24 protein-coding genes, 2 rRNA genes and 1 riboswitch are annotated in these 23,639 nt (G+C 47.5%); of the genes, 24 read left to right on the forward strand and 2 right to left on the reverse strand.

Features of this window, described 5'->3' with window-relative positions:
- Window positions 1–9 precede the first annotated feature (9 nt).
- From GCU48_RS10845 to GCU48_RS10855, 3 genes are all read left to right on the forward strand, one after another.
- Window positions 10–2,937 (forward strand): 23S ribosomal RNA (locus tag GCU48_RS10845).
- Window positions 2,938–3,017: 80 nt separating this feature from the next.
- A 5S ribosomal RNA gene (gene rrf / locus GCU48_RS10850) occupies window positions 3,018–3,134 on the forward strand.
- A 231-nt stretch (window positions 3,135–3,365) separates the two neighbouring features.
- The gene (locus GCU48_RS10855; RefSeq protein ID WP_152380016.1) at window positions 3,366–3,785 is read left to right on the forward strand and encodes a hypothetical protein; all 420 of its coding nucleotides are present in this window, start codon (window positions 3,366–3,368) and stop codon (window positions 3,783–3,785) included.
- Window positions 3,786–4,085: 300 nt separating this feature from the next.
- On the opposite strand, the gene GCU48_RS10860 is transcribed toward GCU48_RS10855, so the two are convergent.
- On the reverse strand, window positions 4,086–4,613 hold the full coding sequence (locus GCU48_RS10860; protein ID WP_025719061.1) for a hypothetical protein: 528 nt from the start codon (window positions 4,611–4,613) through the stop codon (window positions 4,086–4,088).
- A 400-nt stretch (window positions 4,614–5,013) separates the two neighbouring features.
- On the opposite strand from GCU48_RS10860, the gene GCU48_RS10865 reads away from it, so the two are divergent.
- From GCU48_RS10865 to rsmI, 10 genes are all read left to right on the forward strand, one after another.
- The gene (locus GCU48_RS10865) at window positions 5,014–5,199 is read left to right on the forward strand and encodes a sigma factor G inhibitor Gin (RefSeq protein WP_025719060.1); all 186 of its coding nucleotides are present in this window, start codon (window positions 5,014–5,016) and stop codon (window positions 5,197–5,199) included.
- A 144-nt stretch (window positions 5,200–5,343) separates the two neighbouring features.
- On the forward strand, window positions 5,344–6,927 hold the full coding sequence (locus GCU48_RS10870) for an aminotransferase class I/II-fold pyridoxal phosphate-dependent enzyme (protein WP_152380017.1): 1,584 nt from the start codon (window positions 5,344–5,346) through the stop codon (window positions 6,925–6,927).
- 105 nt (window positions 6,928–7,032) lie between these two features.
- Window positions 7,033–7,680, forward strand: a complete 648-nt coding sequence (tmk, locus tag GCU48_RS10875; protein ID WP_025719055.1) for a dTMP kinase — start codon at window positions 7,033–7,035, stop codon at window positions 7,678–7,680.
- A 74-nt stretch (window positions 7,681–7,754) separates the two neighbouring features.
- Complete coding sequence (locus GCU48_RS10880; protein ID WP_007427998.1) at window positions 7,755–8,084, forward strand: cyclic di-AMP receptor DarA; 330 nt, start codon at window positions 7,755–7,757, stop codon at window positions 8,082–8,084.
- A gap of 197 nt (window positions 8,085–8,281) precedes the next feature.
- Window positions 8,282–8,725, forward strand: coding sequence for a YaaR family protein (locus GCU48_RS10885; protein WP_025719053.1), 444 nt, complete (start codon window positions 8,282–8,284; stop codon window positions 8,723–8,725).
- Between the two features lie 127 nt (window positions 8,726–8,852).
- Window positions 8,853–9,848, forward strand: coding sequence for a DNA polymerase III subunit delta' (gene holB, locus GCU48_RS10890; protein ID WP_025719052.1), 996 nt, complete (start codon window positions 8,853–8,855; stop codon window positions 9,846–9,848).
- 138 nt (window positions 9,849–9,986) lie between these two features.
- Window positions 9,987–10,787 (forward strand): PSP1 domain-containing protein, encoded by an 801-nt coding sequence (locus tag GCU48_RS10895; RefSeq protein ID WP_025719050.1) that lies wholly within the window; start codon window positions 9,987–9,989, stop codon window positions 10,785–10,787.
- Window positions 10,788–10,814: 27 nt separating this feature from the next.
- On the forward strand, window positions 10,815–11,189 hold the full coding sequence (yabA, locus tag GCU48_RS10900; protein WP_010349522.1) for a DNA replication initiation control protein YabA: 375 nt from the start codon (window positions 10,815–10,817) through the stop codon (window positions 11,187–11,189).
- 90 nt (window positions 11,190–11,279) lie between these two features.
- Complete coding sequence (locus GCU48_RS10905; protein ID WP_152380018.1) at window positions 11,280–12,035, forward strand: tRNA1(Val) (adenine(37)-N6)-methyltransferase; 756 nt, start codon at window positions 11,280–11,282, stop codon at window positions 12,033–12,035.
- Entirely contained in the window at window positions 12,032–12,913 is an 882-nt protein-coding gene (gene rsmI / locus GCU48_RS10910; protein WP_025719045.1) for a 16S rRNA (cytidine(1402)-2'-O)-methyltransferase, read from the forward strand. The genes GCU48_RS10905 and rsmI overlap by 4 nt, the downstream gene beginning before the upstream one ends.
- Before the next feature lie 124 nt (window positions 12,914–13,037).
- Here the strand turns inward: rsmI and GCU48_RS10915 are convergent, their stop codons facing one another.
- Window positions 13,038–13,292: an AbrB/MazE/SpoVT family DNA-binding domain-containing protein gene (locus GCU48_RS10915; RefSeq protein WP_007428005.1), complete on the reverse strand. Its 255-nt coding sequence runs from the start codon at window positions 13,290–13,292 to the stop codon at window positions 13,038–13,040.
- Between the two features lie 331 nt (window positions 13,293–13,623).
- Between GCU48_RS10915 and GCU48_RS10920 the strand changes: the two genes are divergently transcribed.
- From GCU48_RS10920 to spoVG, 11 genes are all read left to right on the forward strand, one after another.
- Entirely contained in the window at window positions 13,624–14,907 is a 1,284-nt protein-coding gene (locus GCU48_RS10920; protein ID WP_152380019.1) for an HD domain-containing protein, read from the forward strand.
- Between the two features lie 42 nt (window positions 14,908–14,949).
- Window positions 14,950–15,720, forward strand: a complete 771-nt coding sequence (locus GCU48_RS10925; RefSeq protein WP_152380020.1) for a TatD family hydrolase — start codon at window positions 14,950–14,952, stop codon at window positions 15,718–15,720.
- 201 nt (window positions 15,721–15,921) lie between these two features.
- Window positions 15,922–16,200: riboswitch (cyclic di-AMP (ydaO/yuaA leader) on the forward strand.
- Between the two features lie 271 nt (window positions 16,201–16,471).
- Window positions 16,472–17,620, forward strand: a complete 1,149-nt coding sequence (locus GCU48_RS10930; RefSeq protein WP_152380021.1) for a resuscitation-promoting factor — start codon at window positions 16,472–16,474, stop codon at window positions 17,618–17,620.
- Window positions 17,621–17,766: 146 nt separating this feature from the next.
- A complete protein-coding gene (gene rnmV / locus GCU48_RS10935) occupies window positions 17,767–18,312 on the forward strand; it encodes a ribonuclease M5 (protein WP_025719037.1) in 546 nt (181 codons plus the stop codon).
- A gap of 7 nt (window positions 18,313–18,319) precedes the next feature.
- Window positions 18,320–19,204: a 16S rRNA (adenine(1518)-N(6)/adenine(1519)-N(6))-dimethyltransferase RsmA gene (rsmA, locus tag GCU48_RS10940; RefSeq protein ID WP_025719036.1), complete on the forward strand. Its 885-nt coding sequence runs from the start codon at window positions 18,320–18,322 to the stop codon at window positions 19,202–19,204.
- Between the two features lie 55 nt (window positions 19,205–19,259).
- Window positions 19,260–20,156, forward strand: coding sequence for a sporulation peptidase YabG (gene yabG, locus GCU48_RS10945; RefSeq protein ID WP_025719034.1), 897 nt, complete (start codon window positions 19,260–19,262; stop codon window positions 20,154–20,156).
- 207 nt (window positions 20,157–20,363) lie between these two features.
- Entirely contained in the window at window positions 20,364–20,645 is a 282-nt protein-coding gene (gene veg / locus GCU48_RS10950) for a biofilm formation stimulator Veg (RefSeq protein ID WP_025719032.1), read from the forward strand.
- A 164-nt stretch (window positions 20,646–20,809) separates the two neighbouring features.
- Window positions 20,810–20,989 (forward strand): small, acid-soluble spore protein, alpha/beta type, encoded by a 180-nt coding sequence (locus GCU48_RS10955; RefSeq protein ID WP_007428013.1) that lies wholly within the window; start codon window positions 20,810–20,812, stop codon window positions 20,987–20,989.
- Window positions 20,990–21,132: 143 nt separating this feature from the next.
- Window positions 21,133–21,987, forward strand: coding sequence for a 4-(cytidine 5'-diphospho)-2-C-methyl-D-erythritol kinase (ispE, locus tag GCU48_RS10960; protein WP_152380022.1), 855 nt, complete (start codon window positions 21,133–21,135; stop codon window positions 21,985–21,987).
- A 181-nt stretch (window positions 21,988–22,168) separates the two neighbouring features.
- A complete protein-coding gene (gene purR, locus GCU48_RS10965; RefSeq protein ID WP_152380023.1) occupies window positions 22,169–23,008 on the forward strand; it encodes a pur operon repressor in 840 nt (279 codons plus the stop codon).
- Window positions 23,009–23,170: 162 nt separating this feature from the next.
- Entirely contained in the window at window positions 23,171–23,458 is a 288-nt protein-coding gene (gene spoVG, locus GCU48_RS10970; protein WP_007428016.1) for a septation regulator SpoVG, read from the forward strand.
- The last annotated feature ends 181 nt before the right edge of the window (window positions 23,459–23,639 follow it).

Here is a 23,639-nt window from a genome sequence, read left to right on the forward strand (position 1 = left end):
TAAATACTAGGTTAAGCTACAAAGAGCACACGGAGGATGCCTAGGCGCCAGGAGCCGACGAAGGACGTGGCGAACAACGATAAAGCCTCGGGGAGCTGTAAGCAAGCTTTGATCCGGGGATGTCCGAATGGGGAAACCCGGCTGTCTTCATCGACAGTCACTACTCACTGAATTCATAGGTGAGTGAGAGGCAGACCAGGGGAACTGAAACATCTAAGTACCCTGAGGAAGAGAAAACAATAGTGATTCCGTCAGTAGCGGCGAGCGAACGCGGATTAGCCCAAACCAGGGAGCTTGCTCCCTGGGGTTGTGGGACGTCTCACATGGAGTTACAAAGGAACCGGTTAGATGAAGAGGTCTGGAAAGGCCCGCCAGAGAAGGTAAAAGCCCTGTAGTTCAAAACTGGTTCCCTCCGAGACGGATCCCGAGTAGTGCGGGGCACGTGAAACCCCGTATGAATCCGGCAGGACCATCTGCCAAGGCTAAATACTCCCTGGCGACCGATAGTGAAGCAGTACCGTGAGGGAAAGGTGAAAAGCACCCCGGAAGGGGAGTGAAATAGATCCTGAAACCGTGTGCTTACAAGAAGTCAGAGCCCGATCTATGGGTGATGGCGTGCCTTTTGTAGAATGAACCGGCGAGTTACGTTCCCGTGCAAGGTTAAGGTGAAGAGCTGAAGCCGTAGCGAAAGCGAGTCTGAATAGGGCGACTTAGTACGTGGACGTAGACCCGAAACCGGGTGATCTACCCCTGTCCAGGGTGAAGGTGCGGTAACACGCACTGGAGGCCCGAACCCACGCATGTTGAAAAATGCGGGGATGAGGTGGGGGTAGCGGAGAAATTCCAATCGAACCCGGAGATAGCTGGTTCTCCCCGAAATAGCTTTAGGGCTAGCCTCGGAAAATAGAATCGTGGAGGTAGAGCACTGATTGGGTGCGGGGCCCGCAAGGGTTACCAAGCTCAGTCAAACTCCGAATGCCATAGATTTAGTTCCGGGAGTCAGACAGTGAGTGCTAAGATCCATTGTCAAAAGGGAAACAGCCCAGACCATCAGCTAAGGTCCCCAAGTGTGTGTTAAGTGGGAAAGGATGTGGAGTTGCACAGACAACCAGGATGTTGGCTTAGAAGCAGCCACCATTGAAAGAGTGCGTAATAGCTCACTGGTCGAGTGACTCTGCGCCGAAAATGTAACGGGGCTAAACACACCACCGAAGCTATGGCTTGATGCTTTGCATCAGGGGTAGGGGAGCGTTGAATGCGGGTTGAAGGTGTACCGGAAGGAGCGCTGGACTGCATTCAAGTGAGAATGCCGGTATGAGTAACGAAAAGATCTGTGAGAATCAGATCCGCCGAAAGCCTAAGGGTTCCTGAGGAAGGTTCGTCCGCTCAGGGTAAGTCGGGACCTAAGGCGAGGCCGATAGGCGTAGTCGAAGGACAACAGGTCGAAATTCCTGTACCACCGTAATCCGTTATGAGCGATGGGGTGACGCAGTAGGGTAGTGACGCGGACTGATGGATGTCCGTCTAAGCAGTGAGGCTGGTGTGTAGGCAAATCCGCACATCGTAAGGCTGGGCTGTGATGGGGAGCGAAAATTGTAGTAGCGAAGGTCATGATCTCAGACTGCCAAGAAAAGCCTCTAGCCAGGAGAAGGTGCCCGTACCGCAAACCGACACAGGTAGGCGAGAAGAGAATTCTAAGGCGCGCGGAAGAACTCTCGTTAAGGAACTCGGCAAAATGACCCCGTAACTTCGGGAGAAGGGGTGCCTCGGTAGGGTGAATAGCCCGAGGGGGCCGCAGTGAAAAGGCCCAAGCGACTGTTTAGCAAAAACACAGGTCTGTGCGAAGCCGCAAGGCGAAGTATACGGGCTGACGCCTGCCCGGTGCTGGAAGGTTAAGGGGAGTGGTAAGCCTTTCGGGGCGAAGCTATGAACCGAAGCCCCAGTAAACGGCGGCCGTAACTATAACGGTCCTAAGGTAGCGAAATTCCTTGTCAGGTAAATTCTGACCCGCACGAATGGCGTAACGACTTGGGCGCTGTCTCAACGAGAGATCCGGTGAAATTTTAATACCTGTGAAGATGCAGGTTACCCGCGACAAGACGGAAAGACCCCATGGAGCTTTACTGCAGCTTGATATTGAATTTGGGTACGATCTGTACAGGATAGGTGGGAGCCGTTGAACCTTGAGCGCCAGCTTGAGGGGAGGCATCCTTGGGATACCACCCCGATCGTATCTAGGTTCTAACTTGGTACCGTGATCCGGTACGAGGACAGTGTCAGGTGGGCAGTTTGACTGGGGCGGTCGCCTCCTAAAGAGTAACGGAGGCGCCCCAAGGTTCCCTCAGAATGGTTGGAAATCATTCGAAGAGTGCAAAGGCAGAAGGGAGCTTGACTGCGAGACCTACAAGTCGAGCAGGGACGAAAGTCGGGCTTAGTGATCCGGTGGTACCGCATGGAAGGGCCATCGCTCAACGGATAAAAGCTACCCTGGGGATAACAGGCTTATCTCCCCCAAGAGTCCACATCGACGGGGAGGTTTGGCACCTCGATGTCGGCTCATCGCATCCTGGGGCTGAAGTAGGTCCCAAGGGTTGGGCTGTTCGCCCATTAAAGCGGTACGCGAGCTGGGTTCAGAACGTCGTGAGACAGTTCGGTCCCTATCTGTCGTGGGCGTAGGAAATTTGAGAGGAGCTGTCCTTAGTACGAGAGGACCGGGATGGACGTACCGCTGGTGTACCAGTTGTTCCGCCAGGAGCACCGCTGGGTAGCTATGTACGGAAGGGATAAGCGCTGAAAGCATCTAAGCGTGAAGCCCCCCTCAAGATGAGATTTCCCAGTATGTAAGACCCCTTGAAGACGACGAGGTAGATAGGTTGGGGGTGGAAGTGCAGTAATGCATGGAGCTGACCAATACTAATCGGTCGAGGGCTTATCCTAAAGATAAAACGCAATGAAGTTTCGGATCCAGTTTTCAGGGTGTAACACCTTGAAGGTAGAATTTGCGATGCGAATTCATGTTTGGTGGCGATAGCGGAGGGGTTCCACACGTACCCATCCCGAACACGACCGTTAAGCCCTCCAGCGCCGATGGTACTTGGACCGCAGGGTCCTGGGAGAGTAGGACGTTGCCAAGCAACAAATAAAGAGGATCATGATCTCAATGAGATCATGATCCTCTTTTGTATATGCATATATTTTTGAAATGTCCTTACAAAAGGAAGGTAACATTTTTGTTACGGAATGTAAGAGTAACCCCTGTATAATAGGTATTGAATCCCATACAAACACGCTGCATTATTGCAGAATTATGCAACTTCCTATGGAGGAGTTTGTATAATCAATCAGGCTGGTAAGGAGGGAAGATCATGCGGCGAAATAAATGGCTTGCTCTATTGGTGCTATTCAGTGTCGCTGTCGCGATTCTTACCGGGTGTGTAGAAGAGGAGCCTACTTGGACATCGTTTGAGGGAGCTGCGAACGAGAAGACATTTCCGGTTCCCAAAGAAGCTAGTAAAACCGATCGGGCCAGCAGTAACTCGGATATGGACTATGTTCGCTATGCACTGCCAGCTTTGAAGGAAAGTGACAGCCTGCCTGCTGCTTATTTGGAGGAGATTGCAGCTTGGGGCTGGACGGAGGAACCGAATTTATCCACTTCTAATCAGAAGGTGTTCCAGAAAAATAAGCACATGGTGCACTTGTCTGTGCATGATGGTTCTTTTACTGTATTGGTTCCGAAGGATGGAAAGGCTGCTGCGAAGAGTAAAAGTGTGGACCTTAATTAGTAAGGAATGATGTGTATAATACTAAATGGAGAGATTAGATAAGGGAGCACTCAAAACTGCTGTTGGAGTAGCGGAGTGGCTTCCTTTTATATATGTGCATAGATCTTATTTTCTATCTGCTAATGATTAATGAAGATACAGAGGACGGATACCCATTCTTGGGAGAAATAAAAGCATATATTGTACTAACACAAAAAAAAGGAGCAACCTCACAAGGGATGCTCCTTTTTTGATACAGATGATTGGAGACAGTTAGATCAGGCCTAAGTTTCTACCTGTATGAAAGATGAATGTTGAGATTTACTGTTGATAATAGGAGGCATCCTCATCAGTGAATTTTAGCATGCCGTCCTTTCTCTCGCCTGTAAGCCGACTCAGAATGTATAGACGCGGTGCAATAAGCCAGAGATGCCAGAAAATTAAGGATACAGTAAAGGCTGGGGGAGACCAGAATATAAATACTGCTGACAAGCAAATACCGATCCAGAGTGTATGTATGTGCACACGACGAAAGATACCGTAGCCTATGTATTGGTCTGTCATATATCCCAGCCAAGGCAGCTTGCGGTGAAATGTCCAGCGTTTGCGGAAAGCTGTTCCGCCACCTATGAATAGTACAGATCGCGAAATTACAAATTGTACCCATAAGGTCAGGAAAAAGGCGAGGACAAACAAAAATAGGCTGGTCCAGGAGAAAGCAAGAAGTAAAAAGAGAAGCATAATGACAGGCAGTGAGATGTGGCTCCATATCAACTGACGCGGTATACTGATTTTTTTAATGAGCTTATAGTGATAGTAGGTAGCTTTGGTTCCGGTTTCCTCTGTCATGCAAACAGTCCTTTCATTAATCTACTGCATCTAATAAGTGGCTTCCCGCCCACAGCCGGATAAAGGGGCGGTACTTCGCTCATGCCGCTTTTAACAAGTATTACATCGGTTTTTGAATGTACAGATTGATTGGCATCTAGCGTTAGCTACCCTATTCTATAATTAGAGGAAAAGCTATCACTGATGAAGTGTACATGGCTCCTATGAAAGGGTATCCAACCATAGGGGCTTTTCTTATTATATCGGCATAGGGGGCAGATTTTTAAACATACGGCGTACAAACACCATAAGGGCCCAGAGGGAATATATATAGAGTATATCGTCGAGCTGGGCTATGAAAAGGTTTAAAATAGTAGAAAGTGCCCCATACTAATAGTAAAAGAAACAAGGTGGGATGGATATGCATGATCAAAACGGCCACCGCTGCATTATATGCAGCCAACACAAGCATGAAGGCATTTTTATCGTTTCCGAGTTTATCTGCGATGCATGTGAAGCTGAAATGGTGCACACGGATGCAACAGACGCCAAATATCATTTTTTTATTGATCAGCTTAAGCAAATCTGGGTTCAGAAAAATGCATAATATCCTTTGTCAGCTAGTCTTTAAAGGAATGCATTCCAAGGTCTGTCGATACGGGCCTTTTTTTCTGTGAGTAAAAGTAGGATTCCGCTTGATTTTACGATAAAATAGGATAGATATAAAGCTTTGTTTCGGAAGGATTGCAGAATGATGGGGAAAACGACGGGACATGCACCACTAATGGAGGCCCTCATACGTTATCGGAATAAGGGTAATGCTTCTTTTCATGTACCGGGTCACAAAAATGGACAAGTATACGAGCATGAAGATATCGCGTCTCTGTTACAAGAGGTGATGTCAATTGATGCGACGGAAATAGCGGGACTGGATGATTTGCATCACCCAGAAGATGTGATTCGAGAAGGACAACAACTGGCTGCGGAGTGTTTTGGTGCGGAGGAGAGCTTTTGGCTGGTTGGAGGAAGCACGGTCGGTAATTTGGCTATGATTCTGACTGTATGTACAATGCCGGGAGATATACTGCTGGTTCAGCGTAATGTACACAAGTCTGTCCTGAATGGTCTTATGCTGTCAGGGGCTACTGCAGTGTTCCTGGAGCCCGAAATAGATACGCTTAGTGGGTTGGCGGTTGCTCCGTCGACGGATACGGTAAAGGCTGCGCTTAAGGCCTATCCCTCGGCTAAAGGGGTACTGCTTACGCTACCTAATTACTATGGGATGGGGTATGATCTGAAGACAACGGCTAGAGCCTGCCATGCGGCCCATGTGCCGCTATTGGTAGATGAGGCACATGGCGCTCATTATGGTCTTCATCCTCGTTTGCCAGCCTCCGCTCTCTCCTGTGGGGCTGATGTAGTTGTTCAGTCGACTCATAAAATGCTCCCATCTATGACCATGGGGGCCATGCTGCATGTGCAGGGAGAGCGAGTCCATCGAGAGCTGCTCCGTCAGCGGCTAGCAATGGTGCAAAGCTCCAGCCCTTCGTATCCGTTAATGGCCTCGCTGGATTTGGCAAGATGGCATATTGATGTTCATGGCGAGGACGCCTTTACGGAGGGGTTAGCAGCGGTGGATGCTTTTAGAAAGGGTCTGGAGCAGCTCCCACGCTTTCGCTTGGTAGAGCCTACACAGCAAGCGGGATATGGGGAAGACGCTCATAAAGACAGCTCTGAGGGCTTAGAAAAGGACGGGGAGAGGACCAGCGGGTATTCAACCCAGGACCCCTTTAAAATAGTATTGTACGATGCATTGGGTGTATTGGATGGCTTTGGACTAAAGCATGAGCTGGAGTCTTACGGATGTATTCCGGAGATGAGTGACGAAAAACATGTTGTTTTACTGTTTACGTTAGGCTCTACGGCCAGAGATGCGAGTCACCTGTTGCAGGCGTTTGTGCATATAAATAATGATATAAGGTTTAAGAAGACGGCTGGTGAGCTGTATTCCATGGGGATGGAGCAGCATGGACTAGATTTGGATTTTTCCACGTGGAACAATGATCGTATGACAGCTTATTCTAATCCGGTGCAGTTTGGACTTCAACCGATTAACCCGGAACAGATAGAGGTCGTGCCTTTAGAGGACACGGTCGGCAGGGTAGCTGCAGAAATGATTATCCCGTATCCTCCAGGTATTCCGCTGCTATATGCAGGAGAGAAGATCACGGAGGCTAAGGCTCTGCGGATGAGACGTTTACGTGATTTGGGAGCCAAATGGCAAGGGGCAGCAGATGAAAGGTTGCTTACGATTCGGGTATTCCGTTTAAAATAAAGGTTAGAACCGAGAGACTTAACGACAAATACAGAAGGCTGAATAAAAGAAGCATACGAGCCTGTGGGTGACTTTTATTTTTCAGGCTGGAAAGCAGGGAACGATATGAATCGCAAAGGTATTTTTATTACGCTAGAAGGGGGAGATGGCTCCGGTAAAACAACCATGATCCAACGGCTGGCCAAGTTCATGGAGGAGGAAGGGCATCCTGTCATCACGACGAGGGAGCCGGGTGGCATCGAAATTTCTGAGAAGATTCGTGCTATCATTTTGGACCCGGCCCATACCAGTATGGATGCCCGGACAGAGGCGCTTTTATATGCGGCAGCCCGGCGCCAGCATTTAGTGGAGAAGGTAAAGCCGGCAGTTGAACAGGGATCTATCGTATTATGTGATCGTTTTGTAGATAGCAGCTTGGTCTATCAAGGATTTGCAAGAGGAATCGGGATAGATGAGGTTGCTTCAATTAATCGTTTTGCGGTCGATGATTGGGAGCCGGATGCTACGTTTTATCTGGATATCGAACCCGAGTTGGGATTAGCGAGAATTAATGCATCACGTGGAGAGGGGATGGATCGCCTCGATATGGAGAGCATATCGTTTCATCATAAGGTGAGAGAGGCCTATCTGGAGCTTGCTCGTAAATTTCCGGAGCGAATTACAATTGTCGATGCATCTCCTGCACCGGAGCAGGTAGAGCAGGTATTGAAGGATTTGCTGAAAAAGCGATTTATTCAGAATTTTAACGTGTAATTGTCGAAGGATATACGGTAAAATTGAGCTAGGGACAAGGTTGCCCCTAATATGGCTTGAAGGAGGAATACAGGATGAAGCTGATTATTGCGATTGTACAGGATAAGGATAGTAACAGATTATCCAGCGGACTGGTGAAAGCTAATTTCCGTGCTACCAAATTGGCGAGCACAGGGGGATTTCTGCGTGCAGGTAATACGACGTTTATGATCGGTGTCGATGACAATCAGGTGGACTCGCTGATGAATGTCATTCGCAGCAGTTGCAAGGTTCGTGAACAGCTGGTCACACCCGTTACCCCTATGAGCGGGACGACGGACTCCTATCTGCCATTGCCTGTTGAAGTACAGGTCGGTGGAGCTACGGTGTTCGTGATGCCTGTAGACCGTTTCGAGCATTTCTGAATCTACACAATAGGACCTATTCTGCCGATATGATAGGGAAATGCTTGTGTCTTGCTCACATAATGGGAGTGAGGGCAGATCCACTAAAACGGCAGCGCTAAAGCGCAATCCCCGGAGAAGCCGATAGGACCCTCAAGTTCCAAATTGAACTGTTGAAGAGGGAAAAGTGGAAGCACCCGGGGAGAAAGCAGGTTTATATGAAAATAAATCCGGGCTATCGCCCTTTACAAAGTACATTGTCTACGAATGAGATGAGCACGAAGCCGATTCAGCCCAAGAGTTTTTCCGATGTTATGCAGCAAAATGGGGAGCAGGCTTCACAGCAGGAATTAAATCGGCGCTTTAAGGAAATTCAAATGCAGGGGGATCGTCTTGCACGCTCAATGACGATTCGTGAGCTAAAGGCCTATAAAATGCTGGTCAAACGGTTTTTGGAGGATACAGTTCGGCGAGGCGTGTCCATGAAGGATACGAAGGGCTGGGATCGGCGGGGGCGCAGCAAGCGTTATAAGCTGATTGATGAAGTGGATGAGATATTGCTCAAGATGGCGGATGAGCTGCTCGAAACCGAGCAAGGGAAGATTGAGCTTTTGCAAGGAGTCGGTGAAATAAGAGGATTGCTGATTAATCTCTCTTTTTAATGCAGACTTTATGTTATAAATGAATACAACGGGCTGTCGCCACGAAGAAATAATCTGCTTGCTGATCATGCTGGCAGATTATTTTTGACTATGTGGTGCATGTGGGCAGACGTGAAAGTGAGGAATTATGTCTTTCCAACATATAATAGGGCAGGATATAGCCAAAAAGATGCTGCAAAACGCGCTGCGGAATCATACGGTCAACCATGCCTATGTTTTTAGTGGTCCGCCAGGAAGCGGGCAGATGAAAATGGCACAGACCTTTGCCAAGGCTTTATTTTGTGAGCGACGGACGGATGATGCATGTGGAGAGTGTTTGTCCTGTCGTAAGGTAGAACACGGAAACCATCCCGACTTGCATATTGTAGAGCCGGATGGGGCTACAATTAAAATTGATCAGATTCGCGGACTTCAGCGTATATTTTCTTATAGATCAGAAAGCTCTAATCCGAAGGTATATATCATCCAGCGGGCGGATACCATGACAGTGCAGGCTGCAAACAGCCTGTTGAAATTTCTGGAGGAGCCTCAGTTACCCGTGGTCGGCATACTCATTTCTGAAAATGGACAGGCTTTGCTGCCTACAATCCAATCACGGTCGCAGATGGTTCCTTTTCATGCCTTACATCCGGAAATGATGATGCAGGAGTTGATTGGGGAAGGCTATACGGCAGGACTTGTCCGATCGGTAGTTCATATGGCTTCGGGACTGGAATCATGTAGAGAAATTCTCCAGCAGAATTGGTTTGCAGAAATTAGAAACGTAGTGTTACAATTAGTGAAGGAGTCCATGAGCCGGGGGAGCTCGTCCATTATTCTGGCTCAACAGAAGATTTTTAAAACTGGACTTTCTGAACACCTGGATATTCTGTTTCATCTGTTTCATTTGTGGTTTAAAGATATGCTTCATTTCCGTTACGGAAGGCACGAAAGCATTGTTTTCATAGATCATTTGGAGTCCGTCTCCAAATTGGCAATCACCCGCAGCACGGAACAATGGGTCTCTTATATGGATTTGGCCGCGAATTGCAGAAAGAAGCTCCGTTTTAACGTCAATGGACAATTATGCGTGGAGCAGCTTCTGATTGGTTTGTCCGATACAAGCGGTTCTATCACCGGCTAACAGGAAGGCGCGCTTGTTCCACTCTGTACAATCCGCGACGCCAGGTTCCCGGTTTGTGCGACAGTGAGACTTCAATTGCGGCCATTCATGCAATGTCGGCTTCAAAAGAGGTTTAGTGGCATACAAGGGGGTTAATTTTTGTATAGTGTAGTGGGTGTCCGTTTCAAGAAGGCGGGCAAGACTTATTATTTTGATCCGCTGGATCTTCCGGTGGAGAAAGAAAACTGCGTCATTGTAGAGACCGCACGCGGTATTGAATATGGCAAGGTTGTGGTGGGCAAAAAAGAGGTAAATGACTCGGATGTTGTCCTGCCTTTAAAGAAAGTCATTCGTATTGCCGGAGATGATGACGCTCTTGTTGTAGAAGAGAATAAATTGGCGGCCAAGGATGCATTCGGTACGTGTTTAAATAAAATTAAAGACCACGGCCTTAAAATGAAACTGGTGGATGTAGAATTTACATTTGACCGCAATAAGATCATTTTTTATTTTACGGCAGAGGGCCGGGTGGATTTTCGAGAACTTGTAAAGGATTTGGCCAGTATCTTTCGTACACGGATTGAGCTTCGGCAGATCGGGGTACGGGATGAGGCTAAAATGCTCGGCGGGATCGGACCATGTGGACGTATTCTGTGCTGTTCCTCATGGCTGGGAGATTTTGACCCGGTATCTATCAAGATGGCGAAGGATCAGAGCTTGTCGCTGAATCCGACGAAGATTTCCGGGTTGTGCGGAAGATTGATGTGCTGTCTCAAGTTCGAACATGATAACTACGAGAGCATGAAGGAAGAGCTACCTCAGGTGGGTAAGATGGTTATCACCTCTATGGGGGAAGGCAAGGTTGTAGGCGTAAATGCAGGTCATCGTACGGTGCATGTTCAATTGTTTGAGATCGGCAAGGTCAAGGAACTTCCAATGGACGATGTAGTCGTCAAGTAAACCATTAGGTTGCTTCGGGGTGGAAACTTGGATAAATTAAATGTTTTTGCGCGTATTCACGAAATGGAAACCCAAATGGGACAGTTGTATAGCGATCTGGGTGAATTGAAACTGGCAGTAAAAGAACTGCTGGAGGAAAATCAACGACTAACGATTGAAAACGAACAGGTGCGTAAGATGCTCAAGCGTGAAACCTCTGGAGAAGAAAAGCCGGCGAGCAAACCGAAGCTTCCTCCTCCAATCGTCATTAAAGATGAAGAGGGAACGGGCGAGGTCGTGGGCGAAGGCTACGACAATCTGGCACGGCTGTATCATGAAGGATTTCATATATGCAACGTGTATTACGGACATTTGCGAACAGAGGGCGACTGCCTCTTCTGTCTGTCATTTTTGAATAAATAAAAAAAAGCCGTAGGAGTAAGATGCCTACGGCTTTTTTGTAAGGAAGAAAGAATGAAGAGTGATTCTGGTTATAGAAGATGGGAGAGCACTATGTACGAAAATGGAAAAAAGTCCGAACGGATTGACGATCTGCTTTCACATAATTTGCGCATTATTCAAAGCGATGAGGTGTTTAGCTTCTCAATGGATGCAGTCCTGCTGGCACGGTTTGCCGGTATTCCGCAGCGTGGAAAGATTTTGGATCTGTGTACAGGTAATGGGGTTGTTCCGATACTACTTACGACACGAACCAAAGCAGCTATTGAGGGAATTGAGATTCAGCCTCGCTTGGCGGATATGGCTAGACGCAGTGTCAGTTTGAATGGACTGGAGGAAATGATTCAGATTCGGGAAGGCGATCTGCGTGAGCTGGTCCAAATTACGGGATACGGTGTTTATGATGCAATTACCGTGAATCCCCCCTATATGCCGTTAAACGGCAGCGATTTGAAGGTGAATCCTCATCAGGCCATTGCGCGTCATGAAGTTAGCTGTACATTGGAAGAAGTTATTCAGGCGTGTACCCGGCTCGTTCGCAACGGGGGAAAAGTGTCCATGGTTCATCGTCCGCAGCGGTTGGGTGAAATTATATCTCTGATGCGTGCCCACAGTCTTGAACCGAAGCGAATTCGTTTTGTTCACCCACGGGCTCATATGGAGGCCAATATGGTACTGATTGAAGCGTTGCGCGACGGTAAGCCGGAGGTTCGTTTATTGCCCCCGCTCATTGTTTATCAGGAAAATGGGGATTATACTCAGGAAATAAGGGATATCTATGGGGAAGTAAGCAAGGAGGATTCAGTGTGAAAGCAGCTGTACAAAAAAGCTTTAGTACCAGCGAGGAAGAACGGGGCAAGCTGTATCTCGTTGCAACACCGATTGGTAATTTGGATGATATGACCTTTAGGGCGATTAACACCCTAAAATCGTGCAGTATTATAGCGGCAGAGGACACACGGCAGACACGCAAACTACTGACACATTTTGAAATTACGCCGGAAATGCTCTTCAGTTATCATGAGCATAATAAGGCTGCCAGTGGGCCTGAGTTAATACGGTATATAATAGAAGGAAAAAATTTGGCACTGGTCAGCGATGCTGGTTTACCAGCCATTTCAGACCCCGGCTCAGATTTGGTCAAGCTGGCATTGGAAGCGGAAATTAGCGTCATTCCCATTCCGGGAGCGAATGCGGCATTATCAGCTTTAATTGCCTCTGGGTTGGATACAGAGAGGTTCACCTTCGCTGGATTTCCACCACGGGAGAAAAAGGACCTGGAGAAGCTGTTGCAATCGTTTCAGGTATCCCACGGTACGATCCTTTTTTATGAATCTCCACATCGTATTGTGAAGACACTGACGGTATTGAAGGAAACATTGGGATCACGTAAAGTGGTGCTTGCGCGTGAACTGACCAAGCTGCATGAGGAATGGGTGCGGGGAACGGTTGAGCAATGCCTTGCTCAACTGGAGGAGTATCCACCGATTGGTGAATATTGTCTGGTGGTTGAAGGGAAGAACGAAGCAGAAGAGGAGCAGGAGCGTCAAGCATGGTGGCAGTCCATATCCTTGGAGGCTCATGTCGCTCATTACGAGGCAGAGGGCCTTACACGCAAGGATGCGATGAGGCGCACAGCCACGGATCGCTCTATTTCCAAGAGAGATGTTTACAACGCACTTCTGTAAATACCTGTCCAGACAAAAAAGGGCCTTCCAACGGTTGGGTTCAAACCGTGGAAGGCAACAAGGAGTATTTATGAAAAAGGTTAGAATTAACAATCTTTGATAAGTCTATTATATACTAAAATTCTCAGTTTGTCACAGGTGTTGGGATTTCAGAAATGCAATCTTGGCAAACAATTTTCCCTTTGAAGTAAATTACGTTCTCAGCATTGCCGCAGAAGATACAAGCAGGCTCGTATTTTTTAAGCATGATGCGCTCACCATCAACATAAATTTCCAGGGCGTCTTTCTCTCCGATTCCCAGAGTACGACGCAATTCGATTGGAATAACAACACGTCCGAGCTCGTCAACTTTTCTTACAATACCAGTGGATTTCATCATAATAAATCAGGCTCCTCTCGCCGTTTAAAATAATATAAGTGTCATGATTCGACAAAATTTTCTCTTTTCTGATAATTACTATACCAACGATTCCCAAAACAGTCAACCTAAAAAAATTAGTAACAGGCTGATTATGCAAAAGTATTTGGATTAAAGAGCTTGATGCGTGTGTATTACCTTATTTTATAGATGATTTATCACGTTTGTCGATTTGGAAATGCCTAAAAATTATAATTCGACATATTACGACAAACAATGTCGGATGAAGGAAACGATTTAGGATTTTATTGTATTTTAATCCATTATTCCGAATATTAAAGGAGTTGATATCTTGCACCAGCCACTTAGTGAAGAAAAAGTTTTTAAAGACCCGGTACATAACTATATCCATGTTCAGGATACAGTGATATGGCGGTTGATCAACACGCCGGAGTTCCAACGTTTGCGCCGCATCCGGCAACTGGGTACATCCTATCTTACGTTTCATGGAGCGGAGCATAGCCGTTTTTCACATTCACTGGGCGTATATGAAATTACGCGGCGTATTATTTCGCAATTTGAACGCGGGGATTTTCCCGATTGGCCAAAGGAGGAAGGATTGGTTGCTCTGTGCGCCGCTCTGTTGCATGATGTAGGGCACGGTCCATTTTCTCATTCCATAGAAGAAGCCTTTCATATGAACCATGAGGATTGGACCTGTCGCATTGTATTAGGGGATACGGAGATCAACGCCGTGCTGCGGCAGGTCGATGAGGAGCTTCCGCAAAAGGTAGCTGCGGTCATTGCTAAGACATATGACAAGCCAATCGTTGTCAACTTGGTAACCAGTCCGCTGGATGCCGACCGTATGGATTATTTGCTGCGAGATGCTCATTCGACAGGTGTCAATTACGGTACTATTGACTTGGATCGTATTTTGCGGCTGCTGCGCCCTCATAATGGGAGAATCGTCGTAAAGGAATCCGGCATGCATGCGGTAGAGGATTATCTGATGTCACGCTATCAGATGTATTGGCAAATTTATTTTCATCCTGTAACACGCAGCTCGGAAATCCTTTTGCGTAAAATTTTCAAGCGGGCGAAGGAATTGTTTAAATACGAATATAAGTTTGGTTTTCTGTTGGACCCGCTTCCGGACCTTCTGAAGGGAGACCTTACAGTAGAACAGTATCTGATGCTCGATGAGTCTCTGATTCAGACGGTGTTTAGCCAGTGGAAACGAGAAAAGGACGACATTTTAAGCGATTTGAGCGCTCGTTTTATGGATCGTAAATTGTATAAATATGTAGAGATTGAAAATATGGATACAGATACTATTGACAGTATTCGAGAAGCTTTGGCTGAGGTTGGTTTACACCCGGAATATGATCTTGAAATTGATTTTCCGACCGATCTTCCTTATGATGTGTTTCGTAAGGGTGGCTCGACGGACAACCAGATTCTACTGCTTGGTCGCCAGGGTGAAGTGAGAGAGATTTCCGAAGTGTCGGAAATTGTACGCTCTATTAGTGGCATTCACCGAGGGAAATATCATATGTATTATCCACAAGATAAATTGAATAGGGTAAAAGACAGGCTTCCTGCCGAAATAAGGAATTATTTTGTCAAACAATAGACAAATATATAACAATGAAAGTAAAAAAAGGAGATCAGAACCTTGGAATTATTCGACACTCATACCCACTTGGATGCGCCTCAATTTGACGAAGATCGTGAAGAAGTAATAGCGCGTGCTGTCGAATCGGGAGTAACCCGGATGATTAATATCGGATTCAATCGTGAGACGATTCCATCTACCATGAAATTGATCGAGACGTATGATTTTATTTACGCGGCAGTCGGATGGCACCCACAGGATGCTATTACAATGCAGGAGGGCGACCTGGAATGGATTGCATCGTTATGCAGTCACAAAAAGGTTGTAGCCATCGGTGAGATTGGTCTGGATTATTATTGGGATACATCACCGAAGGATGTACAGCATCGTGTGCTTCGAAGTCAAATTGGTCTGGCTCGGGAGCTGAATATGCCCATTGTTATCCATAACAGGGATGCACATGAAGATATTATTAAGATTTTACGTGAGGAAAAAGCGAGTGAGGTTGGCGGAGTTATGCACTCCTTTTCCGGAAGCTGGGAGACAGCTAAAATGGTGCTGGATATGGGCTTTCACCTTTCCTTCGGTGGGCCAATTACGTTCAAAAATGCAAAGCAGCCCAAAGAGGTGCTTGCGCAGGTTCCACTGGACCGTCTGCTCATTGAAACGGACGCGCCTTATCTGACACCTCATCCATTTCGTGGAAAACGGAATGAGTCTGCACATGTGAGACTGGTGGCAGAGGCTGCCGCCCAAATCAAGGGGATTACGGTGGAGGAATTGGTGTCTATAACGACCCAAAATGGCTTGGAACGATTTGACATTCGGTGAAAAAGAGAAAAAACAAATCAAAATAATGAGATAGACGGAGCTAATCATGAATTTGTTGCAGGAAACTCAAGAATATTACAATATTTTAACCGAATATTTTAAAAAATGTACTTGAAACCTGCTTTACAACATGCATAGAAACAGGATATCATCTTTTCAGTGAATTGTTGTTTGGATGTAAACTCCAACAAGTCATTTCATGAACCAGTCTCGCTGAGTCCCTTAACAGGGAACGGGGGAACCGGTATGGCTTACTGCAGGTTCGGCATAAGGGCGAAGAGATAATCTCTTTCGTCAGTCGGCTCGACCAAAGCTCTATCCGAAATGGGATAGATCAGGTGGAGAAGCCATATTTCGATTTCTTTCTGGGTCTTCGGGGTGAATGTGAAGGCGACCGCCATGAGCGGTTGACCCAAGCTAGGGCGACTCTCTACGTCCGAACCCGACAGCTAACCCCGTAAGCGTAACAAGAGAGAAGCCATCTCGTGCATGATTTTTCCGCATATTCACTACATGCCGGAAGCCACGAAAGAGCTCTCTAGTCTCTTTCTTTGGCTTTTTTTGTTGTGAATAAAAGAAAATCTGTCATCATACTGTGGTTAAACAGGGGAGGACAGCATGCCGCGAAGACGGGTACATGGTGCAGGACAGTCGCAGTACGGGCTTGTCTTGTAGAAAATCTGTTATAGTCACGTCAAATCTCAACTATGTCTTACTCTAGACGGCGGGCTATGTAAGGAGGACGGAGGAAATGGGAGTTTTCCAAAAAGAGGAGACCCATGAGTCACGCTCATCCAGCATGTCTTACGTATTGCGTTGGAAGAAGGAAAATGTGCGCCAGGCTGCTTTGGTTGCTATTTTTCTAATCGCACTAACGATTATGATTTCAATTCTGGTGTATACTCAAGCTAAAAAACAGGTCTTTTTTGTCATCAATGGTAAGGCATCTGCGGTGGAAACCCGGGAATCCAAGCTCCAAGGTTTGCTCAATGAGCATTCCATTTCACTTCAGCCGCATGATACGGTTTCTATGCCGCTGAACGGAGCAATACAGGATGGGGATCGCATCGTCATCAAACGTGCCACTCAAGTTAAAGTATCCTCAGGCAATGAGACGAAAAAGCTGTACACAACAGAAAATACAGTAGAGGGTGCCATTCGCACTTCGGGCTATAAATTATCGTCAAATGACAAGGTTTATCCTGCGTTGGATGCTTCTGTTTCGTCTAACATGGACATAAAAATCGTCCGTGTGAAGAAACAGCAGGTCGAACAGAAGAAGCAGGTGCCTTATCAGGTCATCAAAACATCCGATCCGAGTCTTTATAAAGGCGATAATCGGGTCATCCAAAGCGGTAAATCAGGTGTTGTAGTCCAGCATGTTCAGAAGGTATACCATGACGGAAAATTGGTATCCAAGCAGCTGGTCAACAAGGAAGTCGCACAGAAGCGCGTGGATAAGGTAATTGCAGTAGGAACGAAGAAAAAGCCGGTCGTTCTGGCTGCTTCTGTCGGTCCAAAAGATGCCGTTAAGGCAACACGGGTGAGTTCGGGCAATGCTGTCCGTAAAGCAGGTGTAGATTTTAAATACAGCAAAGTATTGCAAAATGTCTCCATGACGGCGTACTCCTCACAAGAGTCAGGTATCGGTACACGTACCGCTTCCGGTACACGTGTCACGGAAGGGCGCACCATCGCTGTCGATCCAAGCATCATTCCAATCGGCTGGTGGGTGTATATTGAAGGGGTGGGCTTCCGCCGTGCGGAGGATACCGGTGGCGCCATTAAAGGCCACAAAATTGATGTGTATTATGAGAGTTTAAGCCGGGCTAATCAATTTGGTCGCAAGCACGGTAAAACCGTATATGTAATCGGGCCGGTAAAGCCTGAAATCAACTAAAACAGGTTGTGTATGTTCAGGGCAATGCGATAGTATTAACATCATAGTTATGCCATGCTAAGAAGAGGATATCCTCTTCTTATTTTGTTTTCAAAAGCAGGGAAAGATAAATATAGCATGCTGTGTAGCAGTGGAGGGAAACGCAAATGATCAAGGAAGTGATCGTGGTCGAGGGACGGGATGATACGGTGGCGATTCGCCGTGCTGTCGAGGCGGATACCATAGAAACTGGCGGCTCCGCCATTAATAAAATGACGCTGCGCAAAATTGCATTGGCACAAGAGCGGCGGGGTGTCATTATTTTGACAGATCCCGATCATGCGGGAGAGCGCATCCGTAAAATTATCGCCTCCAAGGTACCCGGCTGTAAGCAGGCCTTTATACCCGAGGCGGAAGCGACGCGTAAAGGGGATATAGGGGTGGAAAATGCCTCACCGGAGGCCATCAGACACGCCCTCGCACGAGTACATACGACGGTGGAAGGAGCCGATCCACTGATTGAGTGGGCGGATTTGATTGACGCCGGACTTATCACCCACCCGAATGCTGCTGCGCGCCGTATGGCGCTCGGCAATGTACTGGGTATTGGCTATTGTAACGGGAAGCAGCTGCATAAACGGCTCGCTGTATTTCAGATCAGTCTTGAGGAATTCGCCAGTGCGCTGGCACAAATCGAAAGTGAAGGATTGTGATATCCGTATGACAGGGATTCAAGATATAGCAACACCGCGGCGTACGAAGGAAATTATTCAGCGGCACGGTTTTTCGTTTAAAAAGAGTTTGGGACAAAACTTTTTAATTGACCAAAATATTCTGAACAAGATTGTGAGTGCTGCTGGCTTGGATGATACCAAGGGCGCGCTTGAGATCGGTCCCGGCATTGGTGCTTTAACTGAAAAGCTGGCGCAATCGGCCAAGGTTGTAACTGCTGTCGAGATTGATCAGCGGCTGCTGCCAATTCTGGAGGAAGTGCTGGCTCCTTATGAGCATGTGAAGGTGCGTCACGGGGATGTGCTAAAGCTGGATTTGCGAGAGGTGTTCGCCTCTGATTTTGCAGGGGTCAGTAAAGTGAGCGTGGTGGCTAATCTGCCGTACTACGTTACTACACCGATTCTGATGAGGCTGCTGGAGGACAAGCTTCCTCTGGAGAATATCGTGGTCATGATCCAAAAGGAAGTGGCTGAACGTATGGCTGCGTCTCCAGGTACGAAGGATTATGGCAGCCTGAGCATTGCGGTCCAATATTATAGCGAGCCTGAACTGGTCTGCATCGTACCAAATACGGTGTTCATCCCCCAGCCGAATGTAGAGTCGGCAGTGATTCGTCTGCGTGTGCGAGAAACCCCTCCAGTTGAGGTGGTGGATGAGAAGCACTTTTTTGAGGTCATTCATGCTGCTTTTGCCCAGCGTCGCAAAACGATCTCCAATAACTTGAAAAGCCGCTTCTTCAACAAAGAGAACAGGGACGCGCTGGAGCCGTTGTTGAAGCAGGCTGGTATTGAACCTTCCCGTCGGGGAGAAACGCTAAGCATTGAGGAATTTGCCCGTCTCAGCGCTGTACTGCTGGAGGCCGGGATTTCCTAAGCTGTAACCAAACTGTGCATTCACCCATACGATATAGGAGGGGTGATACAGTGTGATGATTTTAGGAGACTTGGTCGTTCGAAAATCGTATGGCGGAGATGTCACGTTTCGCGTCGAGGACATCCAGCGGGATAAAGCGATCATCAAGGGGACAGAATTTCGGCTGTTGGCTGATTCCCCGGTGAACGATCTGGTCAAGGTGCCTGCGGACCAGATTAGCGGTAAGACTCGGCAGGCCCATATTAAGGCTGGAGAGTCTCTTAATTTGCTGCAGCAGGCAAGGCAGCGGCAAGCTGCCCGCAGTCAGGCGGCACTGATTGGGGAGTGGAGTGATCCAGTAGAGTCGACGTACTTTGAAATGCCCGGAAAGGTACTTCATCTGGATGGAGACCCTGACTACTTGAAAAAATGTCTCAGCCTATATGAGCAGCTCCGTGTTCCCGCAGAGGGGCATCACGTTCACGAATCGGCGATGGCCGACACGTTGTACCGACTGCTTCCCCGCATCCGTCCGGATATCGTAGTCATTACTGGACATGATGGTGTACTGAAGCAGCCGCAGCCTTATGACTTGTACAGTCTGAAAAGCTACAAAAACTCACAAAATTTTGTGGCGGCGATTCAGGTAGCGAGACAATATGAACGTCATCTGGATTCACTGACGATTGTAGCAGGGGCATGCCAGTCCCATTTTGAGGCGCTGCTGCGTGCAGGAGCGAACTTTGCCAGTTCCCCGGGGCGGATCCTGATTCACGCGCTGGACCCGGTTTACGTGGCTGCCAAGGCCGCCTTTACGTCAATCCGTGATACGGTCAATATGGGCGATCTGTTTCACCAGACGATCAGTGGCAGCCGTGGAGTGGGTGGTATCGAAACTAGGGGGAGTTATCGCATCGGCCTGCCGAAGCTTGAAAACTTGTCGACCCTTAAAGTAACGCCTTCCGCTATCTAGGATTTGAACATGCTAGTGCTGAATAGGAACTTGCTGAACAAAAGGCCTCTGTTTACAGGGGCTTTTTGTCATTTTTATATAGACTATTCCTGTTCGCAAAAATTTAAATTGACAACTTATTTTTCGTGTTGTTATAATATTTAGCTTGATTTGACAATCCCTCTAAAATTCGTTATAATGGACAAGGAAAGAGGTGGTCGTTAGGCAATGGCTAAAAATACGCTGTTGGAAATCAAACGCAGTCTCGACGCACATGTAGGGCAAAAAATTTTGCTGCGGGCTAACGGCGGACGCCGTAAGACCGTCGAACGAACTGGTGTCTTGGAAGAAACGTACCCTTCTGTTTTTATCGTCAAGCTGGATCAGGAGCAACAAACGTTTAAACGTGTCTCCTACAGCTATGCTGACATTCTTACCGAATCGGTGGAAGTCACTGTATATGATCCCGACTCCCATACAAGTGTAGTCGAGTATTTTGAAACACCTTAATTGGTTTAACGTAATTTATACCAGCTTTGCAGGTTTAACGGCGGCCTTGTCATTCCAAATGACGAGGCCGTTTTGTATATATGGGAAAGGATGAAGCTTGGCATCTCTGCACATACTAAGGCGGCAATGATCTTCCTTATTCCATAACCGAAGGAGGCGTATGCATGAGCCGAAGAAGACGGAGTGTTATGTCGGAGGAGCTGAAGTACGAGCTGGCCAAGGATCTCGGGTTTTACGATACGGTCAAGGAAGAGGGCTGGGGAGGCATTAAAGCCAAAGATGCGGGGAATATGGTCAAGCGGGCCATTCAGCTTGCGGAGCAGGCGGCTTCCCGCAAATCGTAATCATCGCTGGTGCTATGAAAAAGCGGGGATATTCGGTCTTTACCGGGTAATCTCCGCTTTTTTGAACCTCATGACTTGACACGCTGAGTCTGATATAATATGTTAAGCTGTCTTGAGGGAAAAGTTGAAGGTGGGTGAACGCCTTGAAAATATACGAAAAAGCACCGGCGAAAATCAATTTAATGCTTGATGTTTTACACAAGCGGAATGATGGATATCACGAAGTCGAAATGATCATGACCATGGTCGATTTGTCCGATCGTTTGACGATGTCCGAGTTACCGCGTGACGCCATTATTATTTCAAGCCAGGCCGGGTACATACCGTTGGATGAAAAGAATTTGGCCTTTCAGGCTGCACGCCTGATTAAGGAACGTTATAACGTGTCTACAGGGGTGCATATCCACCTGGATAAGCATATCCCGGTGGCGGCAGGATTGGCAGGGGGAAGTAGTGATGCCGCTGCTGCACTGCGTGGATTGAACAAGCTGTGGAGGCTTGGCATTTCGGATGCAGAATTAAGAGTGCTGGGTGCGGAGTTGGGCTCGGATGTGCCTTTCTGTATTACAGGGGGCACAGCTTTAGCAAGCGGACGCGGAGAACTGCTCAAGCCGCTTCCGAATCCGCCCCAATGCTGGGTGATTCTTGCCAAGCCGCCGATTAATGTATCGACTGCAGAAGTGTATGGACGTGTCAAAGCGGACCAGATTGCGCACCACCCGTCTGCCCGGCAAATGGAGAATGCGATCCGGAACGCTTCTTTTACCGAGGTGTGCAATGCGCTCGGGAACGTACTGGAGGATGTAACGTTGAAGCTCTACCCGGAGGTGGAGCATCTCAAAAACTCCATGATTCGGTTGGGAGCCGATGGTGTGCTGATGTCAGGCAGCGGGCCTACAGTGTTTGGACTGGTATCGAAGGAAGCGAAAGTGCCGCGGATCTACAACGGTCTGAGAGGTTTTTGTAAAGATGTGTATGCAGTACGACTTTTGACCTGATTTTAATTATTTTTTGCCGATTATAGTGGTAATTGTTGTACAAATACGTACGAAGATGATATATTTACTATTAAATATTCGGATTTTACTATACCACTTACATTCCGCCAGCAACCGGCCAGTCCGCCGGTGCTTTGCTGTACGAAGCGGGCGGCAGGAGAATAGATCGCGAGGAATTGTTGTGAAGAAACTTAAAAGAAGCTCACGATTGGTGGAAATGACGCAATTTTTGTTGTCACGGCCGCATACGCTGGTGCCTCTTACTCATTTTGCGGATCGCTATGGGGCGGCCAAGTCATCTATAAGCGAGGATCTGGCCATCATTAAGGAAGTATTCGAGGATGAGGGCATTGGCGAGCTTCTGACGCTTGCAGGAGCGGCAGGGGGCGTAAAGCTCATCCCAAGGCTTTCCAGGCAACATGCGCTTGCGTTTGCGAACGACCTGTGTGCCCAACTGGAGCAGCCTGACCGCATATTGCCAGGGGGATATCTCTATCTGTCCGATTTGCTGGGTCAACCGGCGATGATGAACGAAGCGGGTAAAATATTTGCGACCGCTTTTGCGAATCGCCAGATTGATGTGGTAATGACGGTGGAGACCAAGGGGATTCCTCTCGCCTATGCAACGGGAGCGCAGCTCAATTTGCCAGTCGTTCTCGTACGGCGTGACCATCAGGTGACAGAAGGCTCGGCTGTAAGTATTAATTATGTTTCAGGATCGCAAAAGAGCCTGCATACGATGTCTTTGTCCAGACGTGCGATGCGCGAGAAGTCACGTGTACTCATCGTGGATGATTTTATGAAGGCGGGCGGGACGATTCAGGGAATGGTCGATTTGCTGGCTGAGTTTGATGCTGAGGTAGCCGGAGTAGGTGTGCTGGTAGAATCGGGCGAGGTTGAGAATGAAGAGCGCCTGCTGCACGATTATATTTCACTGGCCAACTTGACGGCAGTCGATTCTCGCAGCAAACAAATTACGGTCAAGCTGGGTAATTATTTTGATGACTTATCAGGGCAGTAAATTGTCACAATCCATCATAAAATACCTAAATATGTCGAAAAGAAATCTTTTCAAAAAAATTACCTGAATTTAGGATACGAATTGTCCAAAAAAAGAAGGAATTCGAATTGCTGTGTGGAATAATACACCAAGTCCTATTTGGAAAAAGGTGGTGAAACACACATGCAGATCACGGATGTTAGACTTCGCCGAGTGAACTCAGAGGGAAGAATGAAGGCGATTGCATCCATTACGATTGATAACGAGTTTGTTGTTCATGACATCCGAGTTATCGACGGTAATAACGGAATGTTCGTGGCTATGCCAAGCAAACGAACTCCGGACGGAGAGTTTCGCGATATCGCTCACCCGATATCTTCAGGAACCCGCGAGAAGATCCAGGCTGCTGTTTTGACTGAGTACGAACGCGCAGCCGTGGATGAAGAAGTAGCTATTGAAGAAGGCGCTTAATTGGCCTAAAGCAGGATTGGGGTATAAAAGAAAAAGAGAGCCACTAACTGTGGCTCTCTTTTCTTTTTGTCTGGAATGAGATATATTCTTTAGTGAGTTAACAGTCAGTTTTAAGGCAACTTGGAGTCATCCGGGCTGCCGAAGCGGCTTTTTCATAAGACAGAGACTGGGCAGCTATGCG

Source organism: Paenibacillus brasilensis (assembly GCF_009363115.1).
Lineage (GTDB): Bacteria > Bacillota > Bacilli > Paenibacillales > Paenibacillaceae > Paenibacillus > Paenibacillus brasilensis.